Below are 17,490 nucleotides of genomic sequence, written 5' to 3' on the forward strand. Positions count from 1 at the left end.
AATCCAAAGTCAAAGTCAGGATTCTCTTGACTTTGACTTTTTTAAACGTTAAAGAAGTGAAAATTTCACCTATAAATAATTTTGTTGTTCAAGTGGTGAGTATGCAGTTGTATGAAAAAGGGCGATTTGCCATACGAGTTAACTTGATGATATGATAAAATTTATGCAATAGAGTGTGTCGGGAGAGTGATGGAGTTGAGTAAGCGAGATTATTATGATGTGCTTGGAGTAAGTAAAGATGCACCAAAGGAAGATATAAAGAAAGCTTATCGTAAATTGGCACGAAAATATCATCCTGATGTCAACAAGGAAGCAGATGCATCAGACAAATTCAAAGAAGCTAAAGAAGCCTATGAGGTACTTAGTAATGAGCAAAAACGCGCCCAATATGATCAGTTTGGTCATGCTGATCCACAAGGACAAGGATTCGGCGGATTTGGTGGCGGAGCACAAGACTTTGGTGGCTTCGGAGATATCTTTGACATGTTCTTCGGCGGCGGGGGTAGACGAAGAGATCCGAATGCACCGCAACAAGGCGCTGATTTACAATATACAATGGTGCTAGATTTTAAAGAGGCTATATTTGGTAAGGAAACAGATATTACAATTCCTATGGAAGAGAATTGTGATACATGTGATGGATCAGGTGCTAAGCCTGGGACAAAAGCAAAAACATGTTCCCACTGTAATGGTTCAGGCCAATTGAATATGGAACAAAATACACCGTTCGGTAGGGTTGTAAATAAACGAGTATGTAATTATTGTAATGGTTCAGGAAAAATAATCCCTGATAAGTGTAATACTTGTGGTGGAAGTGGGAAAGTCAAAAAACACAAAAAGATCCATATTACAATTCCAGCAGGGATAGATGAAGGTCAACAAATAAGAGTATCTGGTAAGGGAGAGACTGGTGTAAACGGCGGACCTCCAGGCGACCTATATGTTGTAGTACAAGTAAGAAGAGACGAATTCTTTGAGCGTGAAGGAGACCATATCTTCTGTGAACTTCCATTAACCTATGCTCAAGCAGCTCTTGGTGATGAGATAGAGGTTCCTACAGTTCATGGTAATGTGATGCTTAAAATACCAGCAGGTACCCAAACAGGTAAAACTTTCCGTATGAAAGGGAAAGGGGCACCAAACGTTAGAGGCTATGGGCAAGGGGACCAACATATTAAAGTGAAAGTAATTACCCCAACCAACTTAACTGAGCGCCAGAAAGAAGTATTAAGAGAGTTTAATGATATAGCGGGAAACGAAGCTATAGATGAGCAAGAAAGCTCTTTGTTCCAACGTTTTAAAAAAGCGTTTAAGAGTGAATAACGGTGCATTATGCACCGTCTACATAATTTAGGGAAAGTAAACACGATGCTTGGTGCAGAGGATACTTATTCCTAAAAGAAATGGGTGAGCAGTAATGAAATGGTCTGAGGTTTGTATTCATACAACAAACGAGGCAATCGAGCCAATATCTAACATTCTTCACGAAACAGGGGCAAGTGGTCTAGTAATTGAGGACCCGATGGACTTAGTTAAAGCACATGCTTCTCCGTTTGGTGAAGTTTTTGAGCTAGATCCAAAAGAATATCCGGAGGAAGGTGTTTACATAAAGGCATACCTCCCAGTCAATAGCTTTTTTGGAGAAACCATTGAAGCAATCAAACAGGCAATTAATGAATTAATGCTGTATGATATTGATCTTGGAAAAAATCAAATCTCCTTAAGTGAAGTAAATGAGGAAGAGTGGGCTACTGCCTGGAAGAAGTATTATAAGCCTGTGAAGATTTCAAAAAGGATTACTATTACACCGACATGGGAAGAGTATGAACCTGTATCAAGTGATGAAATTATTATTGAGTTAGATCCAGGAATGGCTTTTGGAACAGGTACCCACCCAACCACAGTGCTTAGTATTCAAGCCTTAGAGCAGTTTTTACAAGAAGGGGATCGAGTAATAGACGTTGGTTCAGGATCAGGGGTATTAAGCATTGCAGCAGCTTTATTAGGTGCAGAGAATGTAGATGCCTTTGATTTAGATGATGTTGCTGTGACGAGTACCCGGTTAAATGCAAAGCTGAATAAGTTAGAAGATAAAATTATTGTAAAGCAAAACAATCTTCTAGACCATTTAAATGACCAAGCTGACGTAATTGTTTCGAATATACTCGCTGAAATCATTGTACGCTTTGTTGAAGAAGCTTGGGCCAATTTGAAGCAAGGTGGATACTTTATTACATCAGGTATCATTCAAAATAAAAAACAACTCGTAAAAGATAAATTAGAGAACCAAGGTTTTACCATCATACAAGTCAATGAATTAGAAGACTGGGTTTCTATTGTAGCAAGAAAAGCGTAGTACGCCTGTTCCAAGGAACACCGACTAAAAACAGGATAAGGCGTTTGCTTTTTTTCCTTCCTAATACCCTCACTTCAACAAATGGAGTGGTATTGAGGGTTTTCTAGGATGGTTTACGTAGGCACATTCGTTTATCTAACGTTGGAGATAAGGCCCACTCCAAATGAAGTTTCACTTTATTTTATTAAGGTAGGTGTATGGTATGCAACGTTACTTCGTGCCTGAGGAGAATTGGTATCCAGAGTCTGTAACGATCTCAGGGGATGATGTCCATCATATTAACCGAGTTGTTCGTCTTAGAGAAGGGGATAAGATAATTTGCAGCCATCCTGCTGGACATGCTGCGCGCTGTACAATAACTTTTGTTGAATCAGATAATGTACATGTCACTATTGAAGAATGGCTTGAAAGTTCAGTTGAATTACCACTTGAGGTTACGATTGCACAGGGGCTTCCTAAAGGTGATAAGTTGGACCTCATTGTTCAAAAAGGAACCGAATTAGGTGCTAATGCTTTTATACCTTTTCAAGCTGCGCGCTCTGTGGTGAAGTGGGATGATAAAAAACTTCAAAAAAAAGTAGAGCGACTTGAAAAGATAGCTAAAGAAGCAAGTGAGCAAAGTCACCGTAACCTTATCCCATTAGTCGAGACAAAAACGTCATTATCTGAACTGATTGAAGTAAGTAAACAGTATGATATAAAGATTTTCGCTTATGAAGAAGAAGCTAAAACTGAAAGTTATCAGTCGTTCAGCACCATTCTACAAGGAATGGAGGTTGGGCAAAAATTATTAGTACTAATTGGTCCTGAGGGCGGTATATCGGGAGAAGAGGCGGAACAGTTAAAAGCAAGTGGGTTTCATCCTGTTCGGCTAGGACCCCGTATATTACGTACAGAAACAGCAGCCCTATACACGCTTGCGAGTATTTCTTATCATTTTGAAGAATTGAGGTGGAATGAATGCCAACAGTAGCATTTCATACATTAGGTTGTAAGGTGAATCATTATGAAACAGAGGGCATATGGCGTATGTTCATGGATAATGGCTATGAACGTGTAGATTTTGACCATGATTCTGATGTTTATGTAATTAATACATGTACTGTAACCAATACAGGTGACAAAAAAAGTAGACAGGTGATTAGAAGAGCAATTCGAAAAAACCCAGAAGCTATCGTTTGTGTAACGGGCTGTTATGCACAAACATCACCTGGTGAAATTATGGAAATTCCAGGGGTAGACGTTGTGGTCGGTACACAAGACCGCAAAAACATGATTAAGTATATTGAAGAGCATAAACAAACTCGAGAGCCGATCAATGGTGTAACAAACATTATGAAAAACCGAGTATTTGAAGAAATGGACGTACCTGAATTTACAGACAGAACACGTGCGTCATTGAAGATTCAAGAGGGGTGCAATAACTTTTGTACTTTCTGTATTATTCCGTGGTCTCGGGGACTGCTTCGCTCAAGGGACCCTGAAAGTGTCATTACCCAGGCACAAAACTTAGTGGACGCAGGATATAAAGAAATTGTGCTAACTGGTATCCATACAGCAGGGTATGGAGAGGATCGCAAAGATTATAATTTTGCAATGCTACTTAAAGACTTAGAAACAAAGGTAGACGGCTTAAAGCGTATTCGTATTTCTTCCATTGAGGCTAGCCAGATTACAGATGAAGTGATAGAGGTGTTAGACCAATCGGAAAAAATCGTCCGCCACTTGCATATTCCTCTTCAATCAGGCTCTGACACGGTGCTTGCTAGAATGCGCAGAAAATATTCTAGTGATTTTTATAAAGAGAAAGTTATGAAAATACGTAAAGCATTGCCAGGCCTTGCTATTACCTCAGATGTAATAGTTGGTTTCCCTGGTGAAACAGACGAAGAATTCCAGGAGACTTATGATTTCATTAAGGAGGTTGGTTATTCTGAGTTACACGTCTTCCCTTTTTCTAGGAGAACAGGTACACCAGCCGCTAGAATGGACAATCAAGTGGATGAGGATTTGAAAAACAAACGTGTACATCAACTAATTGAGCTGTCAGACCAGTTGGCAAAAGAGTATGCATCTGAGTATGAAGATCAAATACTTGAAGTAATACCTGAAGAGCGTGTTCAGGATGAGAATCATCCAGGAATGCTTGTAGGTTATACAGATAACTATCTGAAAGTACGTTTTGAAGGAACACAGGATATGATTGGTAAACTGGTTCGAGTGAAAATCAGTCAATCGGGCTACCCTTATAACGAAGGGACCTTTGTTAGGATAATGGATGATGTTTCAGCAGTAGCAGCAAATTAAGAAAAACTCGGTCTTTTTGACCGAATTTCCTAATTCGCTGTTCTCGAAAAAATAGATTTCTAATAAGGTAAATGCTATGATATAACAAAGCATGTACGAACAATGAGGAAGGATGACATAATGAGTAAAAATTTAGCAAGCTATATAGATCACACTCTTTTAAAACCTGCTACAACTCAAGAACAAATTAAAAAGATTGTAGAAGAAGCAAAAGAACATCATTTTGCATCTGTTTGTGTTAACCCTTACTGGGTTCCACTATGCTATGAGTATTTAAAGGACACAGATGTAAAAGTGTGTACAGTTATTGGTTTTCCACTAGGCGCAAACTCTACGCAAACAAAAGTATTTGAAACAAAACAAGCTATTAATGATGGTGCCACAGAAGTTGATATGGTAATCAATGTTGGTGCGTTAAAAGCAAACCAAGATGAGGTAGTAGAAGCGGATATTAAATCAGTGGTTGATGAGGCTAGAGGAAAAGCTTTAACAAAAGTTATTATTGAAACTTCCCTTTTAGAGGAGGAAGAAAAAATACGCGCATGTAAACTAGCTAAGCAAGCTGGAGCTGATTTTGTTAAGACTTCTACAGGATTTTCTGGTGGTGGAGCTACAGTAGAAGATATTAAACTCATGCGTGAAACAGTAGGACCAGAACTGGGTGTAAAGGCTTCTGGCGGTGTTAGAGATCTTGAATCAACACAGTCTATGATTGATGCCGGTGCAACAAGAATTGGAGCAAGTGCGGGTGTCGACATCATTAAAGGAAACGCTGGCACTTCAGACTATTAGAGTTTTTATGCGAATCTTTTACAGAATGTAAATAATTTGTTGACCTATAACTAGGAATATATTATACTTTAACAAGGCATGTGAAGCAGATTACATATGCCGGTACAATCTTTTTTGTGCTTCGGAGGGAGGGAAATTAGCATGTCAAATACAACTCGCGTTCGTAAAAACGAGTCTCTTGAGGATGCTCTTCGTCGCTTCAAGCGTAGTGTGTCAAAAAGTGGTACACTGCAGGAATATCGCAAGCGTGAACATTATGAAAAACCTAGTGTTAAGCGTAAGAAGAAATCTGAAGCTGCTAGAAAGCGTAAATTCTAAAGTGGGTGCAAGAGATGGGATTACTTGAACAGCTGAATCAAGATATGAAGCAGGCAATGAAGCAGAAGGATAAAGAAAAACTTAGCGTTATCCGGATGGTTAAATCTTCATTGCAAAATGAATCAATTAAGCTTGGTAATGACTCACTTAATGAGGATGAAGAATTAACCATCCTGTCAAGGGAGTTAAAGCAAAGAAAAGATTCCCTCCAAGAATTCAAATCAGCTGGACGCGAAGATCTTGTTAAAAAACTTGAAGTTGAAATCAATATTTTGCAAGAATATATGCCGAAACAGCTTACGAATGAAGAGCTGGAGGCGATTGTTCAGTCAGCGATTCGGGAAGTAAATGCTACATCTAAGAAAGATATGGGTAAAGTTATGAGTGCTGTTATGCCTAAAGTTAAAGGTAAGGCTGATGGCTCCCAAATAAACAAACTCGTACAACAGCATTTGAACTAATTTAAATTAAAAGAACCCTGCTAATTATTAATTAGTGGGGTTTTTTTGTGTGCAATTCTAAAACCTTGTGCATGCTTGATGAATACAACCTCATCTATAATAATCCCTACGTAATTTTGTTTAAAATTTACAAACAATCACTGATGTATGATACTATTTAAGGGAGTAATCTTAAAAAATGAAACTTTCCACCCTGCTTTCTCGTATACTAAGGGTAACCGTTAAGGGAGGTGAATCCTATATTGTCTAGAAAGTTGCTTCTATCATACATATTGTTGCTGGTAACTGTGCTGGTTTTCTGTAGCCCTTTTCTTAAAAATGAGGTGCACGCGGAAAATGGAGCAGGTAAAACGGTTTACGTTATACCAATTGAAAAAGAAGTAGAGCGTGGCTTAGAAGCGTTTTTGGAAAGGACAACAGAGGAAGCAGTCGAACAGGGTGCAGATCATATTATCTTTGAAATAAACACCCCAGGAGGTCGTGTGGACTCTGCTGGGCAGATTGCAGGCCTTTTACAGTCGTTGGAAATACCCACAACTTCTTTTGTAGTAAATGAAGCATTATCCGCTGGTTCATATATTGCCTTAAACACGGATACAATATACATGCGTCCACAAGCGACTATGGGAGCAAGTGGCGTTATTACCTCGGACGGTAATGCTGCGAATAAAAAAGCCCAATCTGCATGGCTTGCCTCAATGCGCAGTGCGGCGGAATCTAAAGGTAGAGACCCTTTATATGCGGCTGCTATGGCTGATCCTAGTATTGAATTAGATGAGTATGGTGCAGGAGAAGGAGAGTATTTAACTCTAACACCTACAATTGCAACGGAAGTAGGCTACTCAGAAGGAACTGTTGATGATCGAGTTGAATTATTAAATGAACTTGGTCTATCAGATTCTACCGTTGTGGAAAAGGAAACGACGATTGCTGAAGAGGTAGCCAGGTTTCTAACCAATCCGGTTGTTATCCCAATCCTACTTTCTGTAGCCAGTCTTGGCCTCATTGTGGAACTCTATTCACCAGGATTTGGAGTGCCAGGATCAATGGGTATTATTGCATTAATACTATTCTTCTATGGACATTTTGTAGCTGGTTTAGCTGGCATGGAAGCTATGATTCTCCTCATCTTAGGAGTTGTTTTGCTTATCGTAGAGTTTTTTGTACCCGGAGGTATTCTCGGTTTGTTGGGAATAGGGGCTATTATTGGTTCCCTTTTAATGTCCGGGTATGATCTAGGGCATATGTCTATGAGTATTGCAATTGCTTTTACCGTTGCAGTCTTGGCGTCAGTCATCCTATTCAGAAGAATTGGGATGGATAAGGGGGTGTTTCGTCATATTATCCTAAGAGACCAGACTACTACGGAACTAGGCTATGTATCTACAGCAAATCGCTTGGAATTGTTAGGGCTAGAAGGGAAGTCTGTTACACCCTTACGCCCTGCTGGTACCGCAGTTTTTGATGATGAACGCCTTGATGTTATATCAGAAGGTAGTTTCATTGAAACGGACCGAAATGTAAAGATTGTAAAGGTTGAAGGAGCTCGTATTGTAGTTAGAGAAATCTAATTTATAATAAATAAAACATTTAACAGGAGGAAATTATATGGAATTACAAGAACTAATGCCGTTAATTATTATAGCGGTAATATTGATTGCTGTAGCAATTTTATTTACATTCATACCAGTGATGCTATGGATTAGCGCACTTGCTGCAGGCGTGAAAGTGGGTATCTTTACACTTATAGGTATGAGACTTCGTCGAGTGGTACCAAATCGTGTTATTAACCCGTTAATCAAAGCACATAAAGCTGGACTTAACGTGAAAACAAACCAGCTAGAGAGTCACTACCTCGCTGGTGGTAATGTGGACAGAGTAGTAAATGCACTAATTGCTGCTCATAGAGCTAATATTGAACTACCTTTTGAACGAGGTGCAGCCATTGACCTTGCTGGTCGTGACGTATTAGAAGCTGTACAAATGAGTGTAAATCCTAAGGTAATTGAAACACCATTTATTGCTGGTATCGCGATGGATGGTATTGAAGTTAAAGCGAAGGCAAGAATTACTGTAAGAGCAAATATTGACCGTTTGGTCGGTGGTGCTGGAGAAGATACTGTTATTGCCCGTGTTGGGGAAGGTGTCGTAAGTACAATTGGTAGCTCAGAAGCACATACAAAAGTACTGGAAAATCCAGATTCAATCTCACATAATGTTTTAAATCGTGGATTAGATGCAGGAACGGCCTTTGAAATTCTCTCCATTGATATTGCTGACGTGGATATCGGGAAGAATATTGGGGCTATCTTGCAAACGGATCAGGCAGAGGCTGACAAAAACATTGCCCAAGCGAAAGCCGAAGAACGCCGTGCAATGGCTGTGGCACAAGAACAGGAAATGGTGGCCAGGGTCCAAGAAATGCGCGCTAAAGTTGTGGAAGCTGAAGCAGATGTACCATTGGCTCTTGCTGAAGCATTACGTTCAGGAAACATTGGTGTAATGGACTACATGAACTATAAGAATATTGATGCTGATACAGATATGCGTGATTCGATTGGTAAACTTTCTGAAGATAACGATGATAACGACCAAAATTAAACGCTTTGGTAATAAAGGAGGCGTTTCGTAAATGGATGCTATATCAAGCTTGTTAGAAGCAATTTTTGGCAATATGTTTATCCTAATTGCTATTGTTGTCGGAATTATTGGCTTTTTCAAAAATGGATCTGATAATAAGGGCGATCATCAGTCTCCCAATCAGTCCCGGCCAACTTCAACACCGTCAGGAAGAACGAATTTACCGAGCCAGAGAACAACTACTAATTCTAACACTCAACATGGCACAGTAGATACTTCTTCTATCGATGATCAGCATCAAAGTCAGCTAGATCAGCTTGCTGATAGGTATGCTACTGCTAAACGTTCAGCAGAAAACATCTCCAATCATCAGCATAGAACTTCTCCTTTAAAAGAAGAGAGAGGTAACAAAGAAGAACAACTATCTTCTAGTCAGAAGAAATTTAAGAAGCAGATCAATCGAAATCTGACAAAGCAAGGTTTGGCAAATGGGATTATTATGGCAGAAATACTTGGACCTCCAAGAGCTAAAAAGCCTTATCGAAATGTAATTTCAGAAAGAAAATAACAGAAAACCCAGAATGAGGAGTATCCTTGTTCTGGGTTTTTTTTACGTAATATAATTCAGCCTGTTCAGTCGATTGATTTCTATGTTTTTCAGTTCTTATTAAAATAATTTAAACATAAATATGTAGAGGAGAGGGGGCTGCATTAGTGAAAAAATTGCAACAAGGGATTCGCCCATGGTTAATTAAATATCTTGCGCTTCCTTCTGACATAGTGCTTGAACTTCCACGCATCACCATTATTGGACAATTGCATGTGTACATTGAAAATCATAAAGGGCTGGCCACATATTCCGAAACAGAACTAAAGTTAAAAGTGAATAAAGGATTTATTCAAATAAACGGGTCGTCCTTTGTACTGAAGATGATGTTGCCGGAAGAGATTTTATTAGAAGGCACCATTCAAGAAGTGAAGTTTGTACCAGAATAAAGGTGTTGAGGGGGAAAAAATGAAACAAATACAAGATTCCTATCTGACAGGTTATGTCACAATATTGGTAACAGGTGAAAAGCCTGAGCTTTTTTTTCAACATTGTACAAGCGCAGGATTAACAGTATGGAATGTTAGAAAGAAAGCACCTAATCGTTGTGAAGGCAACATAAGACTACGTGATATTAAATATATTCGTAAACTAAATAAAAAAACCAATTACAAGTTAAAATTCATCGATAGAAAGGGTTATCCCTTTCTATTACGGAGGTTTATTAGGCGAAAGGAACTATTACTTGGAGTCCTCTTAAGTTTTTTTCTAATTTTATTTCTTTCTAATATCCTTTGGGAGGTCAAAATAACGGGAGTTCCTAAAGATATTGAAGAGAAGATTAGCAAGCAGCTTCAAAGTGATGGTATACATCCAGGTGCATGGATCTTTTCATTAAAGTCGCCCAATGAAATTCAACAAAAATTAGTTAAAGATGTACCCGAATTATTATGGGTTGGTGTGGAGCAAAAAGGGACAACCTTCTCTTTAGAAGGAGTTGAGAAGATCATAGTCGAAGAAGAAGAGCCACTAGGACCCAGGGATTTGATAGCAACTAAAAAAGGAATTATCAAAAAGATGTACGTCTCTAATGGGCTCCCAAAAGTACAGGTGAATGATTATGTAAAACCAGGTGACAAGCTTGTCTCAGGTGTAATAAATGAATCCTCTACGGATGATAATAATGAGGAAGAAGAGGAGAAAGGAAAAAAAGAGCTTGTAGCTGCTGATGGGGAAATTATAGCAACGACTTGGTATGAAGTTAACGTAACTGCACCATTGCAAACAAGCCATGAGAGTCTAACCGGAAACAATGAGAAAAAATTTTTCCTGAAAGCAGGAAAATTTCAATTGCCAGTATGGGGATTCGGTACACCAGAGTACAAGCATATTCACAGAGAAATAAATGAATCACCAATAAAATTTTTAAAATGGGAGTTGCCTGTTCATTTTATTGAAACCACTTTGAATGAGAAAACGTATACTAAAGTAGAACGTTCTCAGAAGGAAGCGGTAAATGCAGGGATAGAGCAAGCTAAAAAGGAATTAGCCTTGCAGCTGGGCCCTGATGCAGTAATCGTTTCCGAAAAAGTTTTGCATGAAACAATCGAGAATGGTAAAGTTATATTAAACTTATATATTAACGTTGAAGAAAACATTGCAAAAGCCCAACCTTTAACCCAAGGAGATTGATTATGTCAGAGAACTTAACTGAAATTGATTTACAACTCAACAGTCCAAATGAAGCGTTAGCATTGTTTGGAACAAATGATAAATATCTTCTTCAATTGGAAGAGCAACTAAATGTCTCCATTGTAACTAGGGGAGAAGTCGTTCGTGTATCTGGTGAGGAAACCAATATCACGCTCGTACAAAGTATTCTCTTAACAATGCTTTCACTTATCAGAAAAGGATTAACCATTTCTGAACGTGATATTGTTTATGCTGTTGACCTTGCGAAAAAAGGTAAAATTGATCAATTTGAAACATTATTTGAAGATGAAATTACCAAAAACGTTAAAGGGAAATCGATTCGTGTCAAAACACTCGGTCAAAAAAAATACATTGCTTCAATTAAAGCGAATGATCTAGTGTTTGGTATAGGACCGGCTGGTACAGGGAAAACATATTTAGCTGTGGTGATGGCTGTACATGCTTTAAAAAACGGCAACATCAAGAAAATTATTTTAACTCGGCCTGCTGTAGAGGCTGGGGAAAGTCTTGGGTTTTTACCTGGAGACCTTAAAGAAAAGGTCGATCCTTATCTTCGTCCGTTGTATGACGCCTTACATGACGTTTTGGGTACAGAACATACACAACGTTTGATTGAACGAGAAACAATTGAAATTGCTCCCCTTGCTTATATGAGAGGGAGAACATTGGATGATGCTTTTGTAATTCTGGATGAAGCACAAAACACTACACCAGAACAAATGAAAATGTTCTTAACAAGATTAGGATTTGGTTCCAAGATGGTGATAACTGGTGATGTTACACAGATTGATCTTCCAAAAGGAAAAAAATCTGGATTACAGGCAGCCTCACAGATGCTTGAACAGGTAAAAGGTATTTCTTTTACCTACCTGGAACAAACGGATGTTGTCCGTCATCCTCTAGTTCAGCGTATTATAAATGCGTATGAAAAAGGGGAAACAAGGCAGTAAGACCCTGAAAAGGGTCTTATTGTCTATGGTGTGAAATTTTAATCATTAGATAAACAATTATATCAAGGAATAAGTTTTTCTAATGTTTGGGATGTGGGGGGGAGAAATTGAAAAAGAAAACGGGGCGTAAGAGAGAGTTTTATCAAAATTTAAAAAAGAACTGGCTCCTCATTTTAATATCTACAATGCTGATAGGTGTATTCTTCTTTTTTATAACACTGGGTAACATACATACCGAAACATACAATATAGAACGGTTTGCAAACGCAAGTGAAACGATCCGTTCCCCAATCACCATAGAAAATGAACAGGAAACACAGAGGAAAACGAGAGAAACTGTCCAATCTGTAGAAGATAGATTTAACATTTCTGAAGAGATTACAGAGGAGCGCTTATCCTATACGAAAGAGGTTTTTGAAGCGGTTTCAAAACTGGAAGAAGAGGCTCCAGACAGTGAAAAAAATAATGAAGAGGTCACTAGGGTACCACTTACCAGTCAAGAAAAGGTGCAACGTCTTAAACAGATACTTTCAGATGAGATTACAGAAGAATTAAATGATGGTGTATTTGCCAGTCTTGTTGATATGTCTGAAGCACAAAGAGAAGAAGGTCAAGAAGTTCTCTTAGAAGCGTTAGAAGAGACGTTTGAAACTGGTGTAAGAACGGAGAGCTTAGCTAGTGCACGGTCAAATGCGAATGAGATTATAACATATTCTGCACTAGATGAAGAGGTAACAAAAGTGTTATCAAATTTAGCAGGATTTGCTATTGTAGAAAATTCTATTTATGATGCTGAGAGTACAAGTGAGGCCCGTAAAAATGCTGCTAGTAGTGTAGAGCCAGTTATGATAAGAGCAGGAGAAGTAATAGTTCGAGAAGGTCAAACAATTACCAATGAAGTGTACGAAGAGATGCAGCTAGTTGGGTTGATGAATAATGAGCGGAATATTTATCCAGTTATTGGCTTAGGTATATTAATCATTTTATTGTCTAGCTTTGTTGCATACGAGATGAATTGGGTTACCAAAAAATTTAATGCAGATAAGCGCAAAATTGCTTCCATATTGCTTATTAGTGTCATTGTTGTTTCTTTAATGAAAATTGTTAGTCTTTTTACCACACAAAGTAATCAGTTATTCTTTGTAGTCCCTCTGGCCACAGGGGTACTGCTTATTAAGCAATTAATTCATGAGCGCACAGCTATTGTATTGAGCGTAATATATGCAATACTGGGAAGCATTATCTTTAACTATCAAATACCAGGCTCTCTTAATATTGAAGCAGGTGTTTATTTTCTGCTATCACAGTTAGCAGCTATCATTTTCCTTATGAATGTCAAGGATCGACTAGCTATTTTAAAGGCTGGAGCAGGGATGTCTGTAGTAAATATTGTAACCCTACTATCATTTGTATTTCTCTCCTTCGAAAAATATGCTATAGGAGATATATTCATCCAAGCGGCATATGGCGTTGGAGCAGCTTTTTTGTCTGCCGTATTGACAATAGGATTATTGCCGTTTTTTGAGACGGTCCTTGGTATTCTTTCTGATATTAAGCTATTACAACTTTCAAGTCCTAACCAACCATTATTGAAAAAGCTCTTAACTGAAGCGCCAGGAACTTATCATCATTCCATCATGGTTGCTAATCTCAGTGAGACAGCATGTGAAGCTATTGGGGCAAATGGTTTGCTAGCAAGAGTTGGGGCATACTATCACGACATGGGAAAAACCGTTAGACCACACTATTTTATTGAAAACCAACTTGCTATTAAAAATCCGCATGATGTTATAAGTCCAAAACAGAGTGCTGAGATCATTATTAGTCATCCTTATGATGGAGCAGAAATGCTTCAAAAATATCGCATACCAAAAGAAATTATTGCCATAGCCTCTCAACATCATGGTACAACACTACTGAAATACTTTTACTACAAAGAGAAGGATAAAAATAAGGAAGTATCAGAATCCAGCTTCCGCTATCCTGGTCCAAAACCTCAAACGAAAGAAGCAGCTATTATTTGTATATGTGATTCCGTAGAGGCAGCAGTAAGATCATTAAAAGAGCCAACTGAAGAGAAGATTGAGGAGATTGTGGCCTCCATTATTAGGGATAGAATGACGGATGGCCAATTGGATGAAAGTCCATTAACACTAAAGGATTTAAATTTAGTGCAACGTACTATTTGTGATACACTCAAAGGGATATTCCATTCAAGAATACAATACCCAATGAAGGAGGCAAAATAATATGTATATCGATTTTCATGATAGCACTAATACTGTAGCGAGCGACTATATTGATATGCTTCAAAAACTTATAACATTTGCAGCAAAAGAGGAAAAAATCTCATCTGAGGCCGAAATGTCTATTAATTTTGTGGACAACAATGAAATTCAAGAGTTAAATAGGAATTATCGACAAAAGGATGTACCTACAGATGTAATATCCTTTGCGATGCAAGAAACAGTTGAAGGTGAGTTAAACATCGTTGGTGATGACATGCCGATTATACTTGGAGATGTTGTCATATCAGTTGAAAAAGCGAAAGAACAGGCTGAGGAATATAATCATCCACTCGAACGTGAGTTGGCTTTCCTCACACTCCATGGATTTCTTCATTTATTAGGCTATGACCATATTAAGAACGAAGACGAAGTGGTCATGTTTAAAAGACAGGAAGAAATTTTGGGTGCTTTTGGCATTGAAAGGTAATCGAAAATCCATAGGTTTTAAATATGCATGGAATGGTGTTTTGAGTGTGGTGAAAACGGAGAGGAATTTTCGAATTCACCTACTAGCAGCATTTATTGTTATATGTGCTGGTATAATCATGCAATTGAGCCAGGTAGAATGGTTATTTATCGTAATAGCTATTGGCAGTGTGTTAACGGCTGAATGTCTGAATAGCGCTGTCGAAAAAATGCTCGATTATCTTAAACCAGAAATTCATCCGAAGGCAAAAGTCGTCAAAGATTTGTCCGCGGGTGCAGTGCTTCTTACTGTATTGATGTCGGTCGTAGTAGGGTTGATTGTTTTTATACCTAAAATAGCGGGTATGTAAAGTCCTAAGTAGGGCTTTTTTTCACGTGTAATATAACCTTGTGATAGATAATTAGCTCCTATAAAAAAACGGCTCGTATTTGTTTAAGTATTTAATAGAAATTAGGACTTTATAAGAAAATGTGTACTTTTTTGCAGAAGATAGAAAGTTTTTAAAGGTTTTGTCGATTATATGAAAGTAGCTAGTATTTGTAGTATGATAATAAAAAGAAATCTCGTCTTGGAGGAAACATCATGGAAAATTTCAAATCAGGATTTGTTGCAATCATCGGAAGACCCAATGTAGGAAAGTCCACGTTTATGAACAGAGTAATTGGACAAAAAATAGCTATTATGAGTGACAAGGCACAAACAACTAGAAATAAGATCCAAGGGGTGCTCACACAGGATGACGCACAAATTGTCTTCATTGATACACCAGGGATTCATAAACCAAAGCATCGTCTTGGAGATTTTATGGTGAAGACAGCGGAAAACACGCTTAATGAGGTGGATTCCATTTTATTTATGATTAATGCAAAAGAGGGGTATGGTAGAGGGGATCAGTATATCCTTGATATGTTACAAAAGGTAAATCGCCCGGTGTATCTTGTTATAAATAAAATAGATTTGATTCACCCGGATGACCTTTTCCCTCTAATTGAGCAATACAAAGAGAAATTGGAATTTGAAGAAGTCATCCCTATCTCGGCACTTGAGGGAAACAATGTTACACATTTACTAGATATTTTGAAAGGTAATTTGCCTGAAGGGCCGCAATATTACCCGGAAGACCAGGTAACCGATCATCCAGAACGGTTTATTATTACAGAACTTATTCGGGAGAAAGTATTACAACTAACGCGAGAAGAGATTCCTCACTCCATTGCAGTTGTCATGGAAAATATGGAGGAAAGAGACAACAACTCGCTCTATATTCAAGCAACAATTGTGACAGAAAGAAAGACACAAAAAGGAATTCTCATTGGTAAACAAGGAAGTATGCTGAAGAATATTGGAAAATATGCCAGACAGGATATTGAAGCATTACTCGGATCCAAAATATATTTAGAGCTATGGGTAAAGGTGAAAAAAGACTGGAGAAACAAACAAAACCAGCTAAATGAGTATGGGTTTAGAAGCGATGAATATTAAACATGGAAAATTTTTATACTAATTGTTTTAGCACGTGTGGTCATTCTAATTAATGAGTTACATTTTCAAACTAAAAAGAAAGGTGGGGTTTCTTGTGATCGACTTAACCTGGAGAGTTTTTAGTCAAACGGGAAACATTGAAACCTATTTGTTAATGAAAGAGTTGGAAAATGAACCAAACAATAATATTATGAGTCAGACGGAACAAGAAGAAGCATCAATGGATTCACAGCTTTAGTAGACTAAACATAGGCACATTCCGTTAGAAAAGGGGAAGGTATGTGTTAGAGAAAATTAAAGGCTTTGTAATTAAAACTACAGATTATGGAGAAACACATAAGATCGTTACAATTTTTAGTAAAAACGCAGGTAAAATCTCTGTCTTGGCGAAGGGTGCAAAAAAGCCTAAAAGCAGAATGGCTGCCGTAACGCAGCCATTCATATATGGAGAATTTTTTGTTTACCTTAACAGTGGTTTAAGCACTCTACAACAGGGTGAGGTAATTCATTCACTGCGTAGAATAAGAGAAGATATTGTGAGGACTGCTTACGCCGCTTATATCTCGGAATTGCTTGATAAATTAATGGATCAAAAAAGCCCAGACATCAATATATATGATGAATTTGACCATACTATGCATTGGATCGCAGATAAAGAAGATCCAATCATCCCAATTATGATGTTAGAATTGAAGTTGTTTCAAAAAGGTGGCTTTGCTCCAACGGTTGATCGCTGTGCTAACTGTGGTCAAAAGAGAAATCCATATGCCTTTTCAATCCATGAAGGTGGATTGCTCTGCAGACAGTGCCGCTATGTAGATGGTGCTGCAGTAGAGCTTCCAGATTCAGTCTCAAAACTACTCTATGTGTTTTCGGCAGTTAACTTGGATCAGGTAGGCTCTATTTCGGTAAAAGAGGAAAATAAATTGCTACTTCGTCAATTGTTGAATAATTATTATGATACATATGGAGGCTTCTATTTAAAATCAAGAAAATTTCTCTCGCAAATTGATTTATTTTCTTAACCCTTGACAAAAAAGCAAAGAATGACGTATGATTTTTACATATTTCAATGTGAATAATAGCTGCATTGATAGAGATTAGTACTTTTTGCTTCTGTGAACAGCGAATTCGGGATCGTGTAAGCCGAATGACAGTACATAAAGGAATGGCACCTCTGGAGCAGCCCAAATAAAGTGGCTCATTCTTACTTGAGCAAATAGGGTGGAACCGCGGCTAAAACCCGTCCCTATGTCTATATAATTAGAC

At 38.1% G+C, this 17,490-nt stretch carries 19 protein-coding genes; all 19 read left to right on the top strand.

What is annotated here, in order from left to right; genetic code table 11:
* Positions 1-195 precede the first annotated feature (195 nt).
* The 19 genes from dnaJ (at position 196) to recO (ending at position 17,246) form a co-directional block, all read left to right on the top strand.
* The gene (gene dnaJ, locus BN985_RS10450; protein WP_042223413.1) at positions 196-1,323 is read left to right on the top strand and encodes a molecular chaperone DnaJ; all 1,128 of its coding nucleotides are present in this window, start codon (positions 196-198) and stop codon (positions 1,321-1,323) included.
* 94 nt (positions 1,324-1,417) lie between these two features.
* Complete coding sequence (gene prmA / locus BN985_RS10455) at positions 1,418-2,356, top strand: 50S ribosomal protein L11 methyltransferase (protein ID WP_042223414.1); 939 nt, start codon at positions 1,418-1,420, stop codon at positions 2,354-2,356.
* 202 nt (positions 2,357-2,558) lie between these two features.
* Complete coding sequence (locus BN985_RS10460; RefSeq protein WP_042223415.1) at positions 2,559-3,329, top strand: 16S rRNA (uracil(1498)-N(3))-methyltransferase; 771 nt, start codon at positions 2,559-2,561, stop codon at positions 3,327-3,329.
* Positions 3,317-4,663, top strand: coding sequence for a tRNA (N(6)-L-threonylcarbamoyladenosine(37)-C(2))-methylthiotransferase MtaB (gene mtaB, locus BN985_RS10465; RefSeq protein ID WP_042223416.1), 1,347 nt, complete (start codon positions 3,317-3,319; stop codon positions 4,661-4,663). Before BN985_RS10460 ends, mtaB begins: the two co-directional genes overlap by 13 nt.
* A 120-nt stretch (positions 4,664-4,783) precedes the next feature.
* Positions 4,784-5,455: a deoxyribose-phosphate aldolase gene (gene deoC, locus BN985_RS10470; RefSeq protein ID WP_042223417.1), complete on the top strand. Its 672-nt coding sequence runs from the start codon at positions 4,784-4,786 to the stop codon at positions 5,453-5,455.
* A 141-nt stretch (positions 5,456-5,596) separates the two neighbouring features.
* On the top strand, positions 5,597-5,773 hold the full coding sequence (rpsU, locus tag BN985_RS10475; protein WP_010650937.1) for a 30S ribosomal protein S21: 177 nt from the start codon (positions 5,597-5,599) through the stop codon (positions 5,771-5,773).
* Between the two features lie 14 nt (positions 5,774-5,787).
* On the top strand, positions 5,788-6,234 hold the full coding sequence (locus BN985_RS10480) for a GatB/YqeY domain-containing protein (protein WP_042223418.1): 447 nt from the start codon (positions 5,788-5,790) through the stop codon (positions 6,232-6,234).
* 242 nt (positions 6,235-6,476) lie between these two features.
* On the top strand, positions 6,477-7,805 hold the full coding sequence (locus BN985_RS10485) for an NfeD family protein (protein WP_052360671.1): 1,329 nt from the start codon (positions 6,477-6,479) through the stop codon (positions 7,803-7,805).
* Between the two features lie 37 nt (positions 7,806-7,842).
* The gene (gene floA / locus BN985_RS10490; protein WP_042223419.1) at positions 7,843-8,835 is read left to right on the top strand and encodes a flotillin-like protein FloA; all 993 of its coding nucleotides are present in this window, start codon (positions 7,843-7,845) and stop codon (positions 8,833-8,835) included.
* A 31-nt stretch (positions 8,836-8,866) separates the two neighbouring features.
* Positions 8,867-9,382 (top strand): hypothetical protein, encoded by a 516-nt coding sequence (locus BN985_RS10495; protein ID WP_042223420.1) that lies wholly within the window; start codon positions 8,867-8,869, stop codon positions 9,380-9,382.
* Between the two features lie 146 nt (positions 9,383-9,528).
* The gene (gene yqfC, locus BN985_RS10500) at positions 9,529-9,810 is read left to right on the top strand and encodes a sporulation protein YqfC (protein ID WP_084157523.1); all 282 of its coding nucleotides are present in this window, start codon (positions 9,529-9,531) and stop codon (positions 9,808-9,810) included.
* Positions 9,811-9,829: 19 nt separating this feature from the next.
* Entirely contained in the window at positions 9,830-11,053 is a 1,224-nt protein-coding gene (gene yqfD / locus BN985_RS10505; protein WP_042223422.1) for a sporulation protein YqfD, read from the top strand.
* A 2-nt stretch (positions 11,054-11,055) separates the two neighbouring features.
* Positions 11,056-12,024 (top strand): PhoH family protein, encoded by a 969-nt coding sequence (locus tag BN985_RS10510; protein WP_042223423.1) that lies wholly within the window; start codon positions 11,056-11,058, stop codon positions 12,022-12,024.
* A 107-nt stretch (positions 12,025-12,131) separates the two neighbouring features.
* Positions 12,132-14,273 (top strand): HD family phosphohydrolase, encoded by a 2,142-nt coding sequence (locus BN985_RS10515; RefSeq protein WP_042223424.1) that lies wholly within the window; start codon positions 12,132-12,134, stop codon positions 14,271-14,273.
* A 1-nt stretch (position 14,274) separates the two neighbouring features.
* The gene (gene ybeY / locus BN985_RS10520) at positions 14,275-14,739 is read left to right on the top strand and encodes an rRNA maturation RNase YbeY (RefSeq protein WP_042223425.1); all 465 of its coding nucleotides are present in this window, start codon (positions 14,275-14,277) and stop codon (positions 14,737-14,739) included.
* Positions 14,729-15,088, top strand: a complete 360-nt coding sequence (locus BN985_RS10525) for a diacylglycerol kinase family protein (RefSeq protein WP_042224065.1) — start codon at positions 14,729-14,731, stop codon at positions 15,086-15,088. Before ybeY ends, BN985_RS10525 begins: the two co-directional genes overlap by 11 nt.
* Positions 15,089-15,318: 230 nt before the next feature.
* Positions 15,319-16,221 carry a GTPase Era gene (gene era, locus BN985_RS10530; RefSeq protein ID WP_408634688.1) on the top strand — a complete coding sequence of 301 codons (903 nt, stop codon included), beginning with the start codon at positions 15,319-15,321 and terminating at the stop codon, positions 16,219-16,221.
* A 94-nt stretch (positions 16,222-16,315) separates the two neighbouring features.
* Entirely contained in the window at positions 16,316-16,459 is a 144-nt protein-coding gene (locus BN985_RS10535; RefSeq protein WP_084157525.1) for a YqzL family protein, read from the top strand.
* 43 nt (positions 16,460-16,502) lie between these two features.
* Positions 16,503-17,246, top strand: coding sequence for a DNA repair protein RecO (recO, locus tag BN985_RS10540; protein WP_042223427.1), 744 nt, complete (start codon positions 16,503-16,505; stop codon positions 17,244-17,246).
* Positions 17,247-17,490 lie beyond the last annotated feature (244 nt).

This window comes from Oceanobacillus manasiensis (genome assembly GCF_000724085.1).
Taxonomy (GTDB): domain Bacteria; phylum Bacillota; class Bacilli; order Bacillales; family Amphibacillaceae; genus Oceanobacillus_B; species Oceanobacillus_B manasiensis.

Bases quoted from the DNA above. Each gene is read 5' to 3' on its own strand.
- BN985_RS10510 (WP_042223423.1), top strand. From the start codon at position 11,056: ATGTCAGAGAACTTAACTGAAATTGATTTACAACTCAACAGTCCAAAT.
- ybeY (WP_042223425.1), top strand. From the start codon at position 14,275: ATGTATATCGATTTTCATGATAGCACTAATACTGTAGCGAGCGACTAT.
- deoC (WP_042223417.1), top strand. From the start codon at position 4,784: ATGAGTAAAAATTTAGCAAGCTATATAGATCACACTCTTTTAAAACCT.
- BN985_RS10480 (WP_042223418.1), top strand. From the start codon at position 5,788: ATGGGATTACTTGAACAGCTGAATCAAGATATGAAGCAGGCAATGAAG.
- BN985_RS10460 (WP_042223415.1), top strand. From the start codon at position 2,559: ATGCAACGTTACTTCGTGCCTGAGGAGAATTGGTATCCAGAGTCTGTA.
- mtaB (WP_042223416.1), top strand. From the start codon at position 3,317: ATGCCAACAGTAGCATTTCATACATTAGGTTGTAAGGTGAATCATTAT.
- yqfD (WP_042223422.1), top strand. From the start codon at position 9,830: ATGAAACAAATACAAGATTCCTATCTGACAGGTTATGTCACAATATTG.
- floA (WP_042223419.1), top strand. From the start codon at position 7,843: ATGGAATTACAAGAACTAATGCCGTTAATTATTATAGCGGTAATATTG.
- prmA (WP_042223414.1), top strand. From the start codon at position 1,418: ATGAAATGGTCTGAGGTTTGTATTCATACAACAAACGAGGCAATCGAG.
- BN985_RS10495 (WP_042223420.1), top strand. From the start codon at position 8,867: ATGGATGCTATATCAAGCTTGTTAGAAGCAATTTTTGGCAATATGTTT.
- rpsU (WP_010650937.1), top strand. From the start codon at position 5,597: ATGTCAAATACAACTCGCGTTCGTAAAAACGAGTCTCTTGAGGATGCT.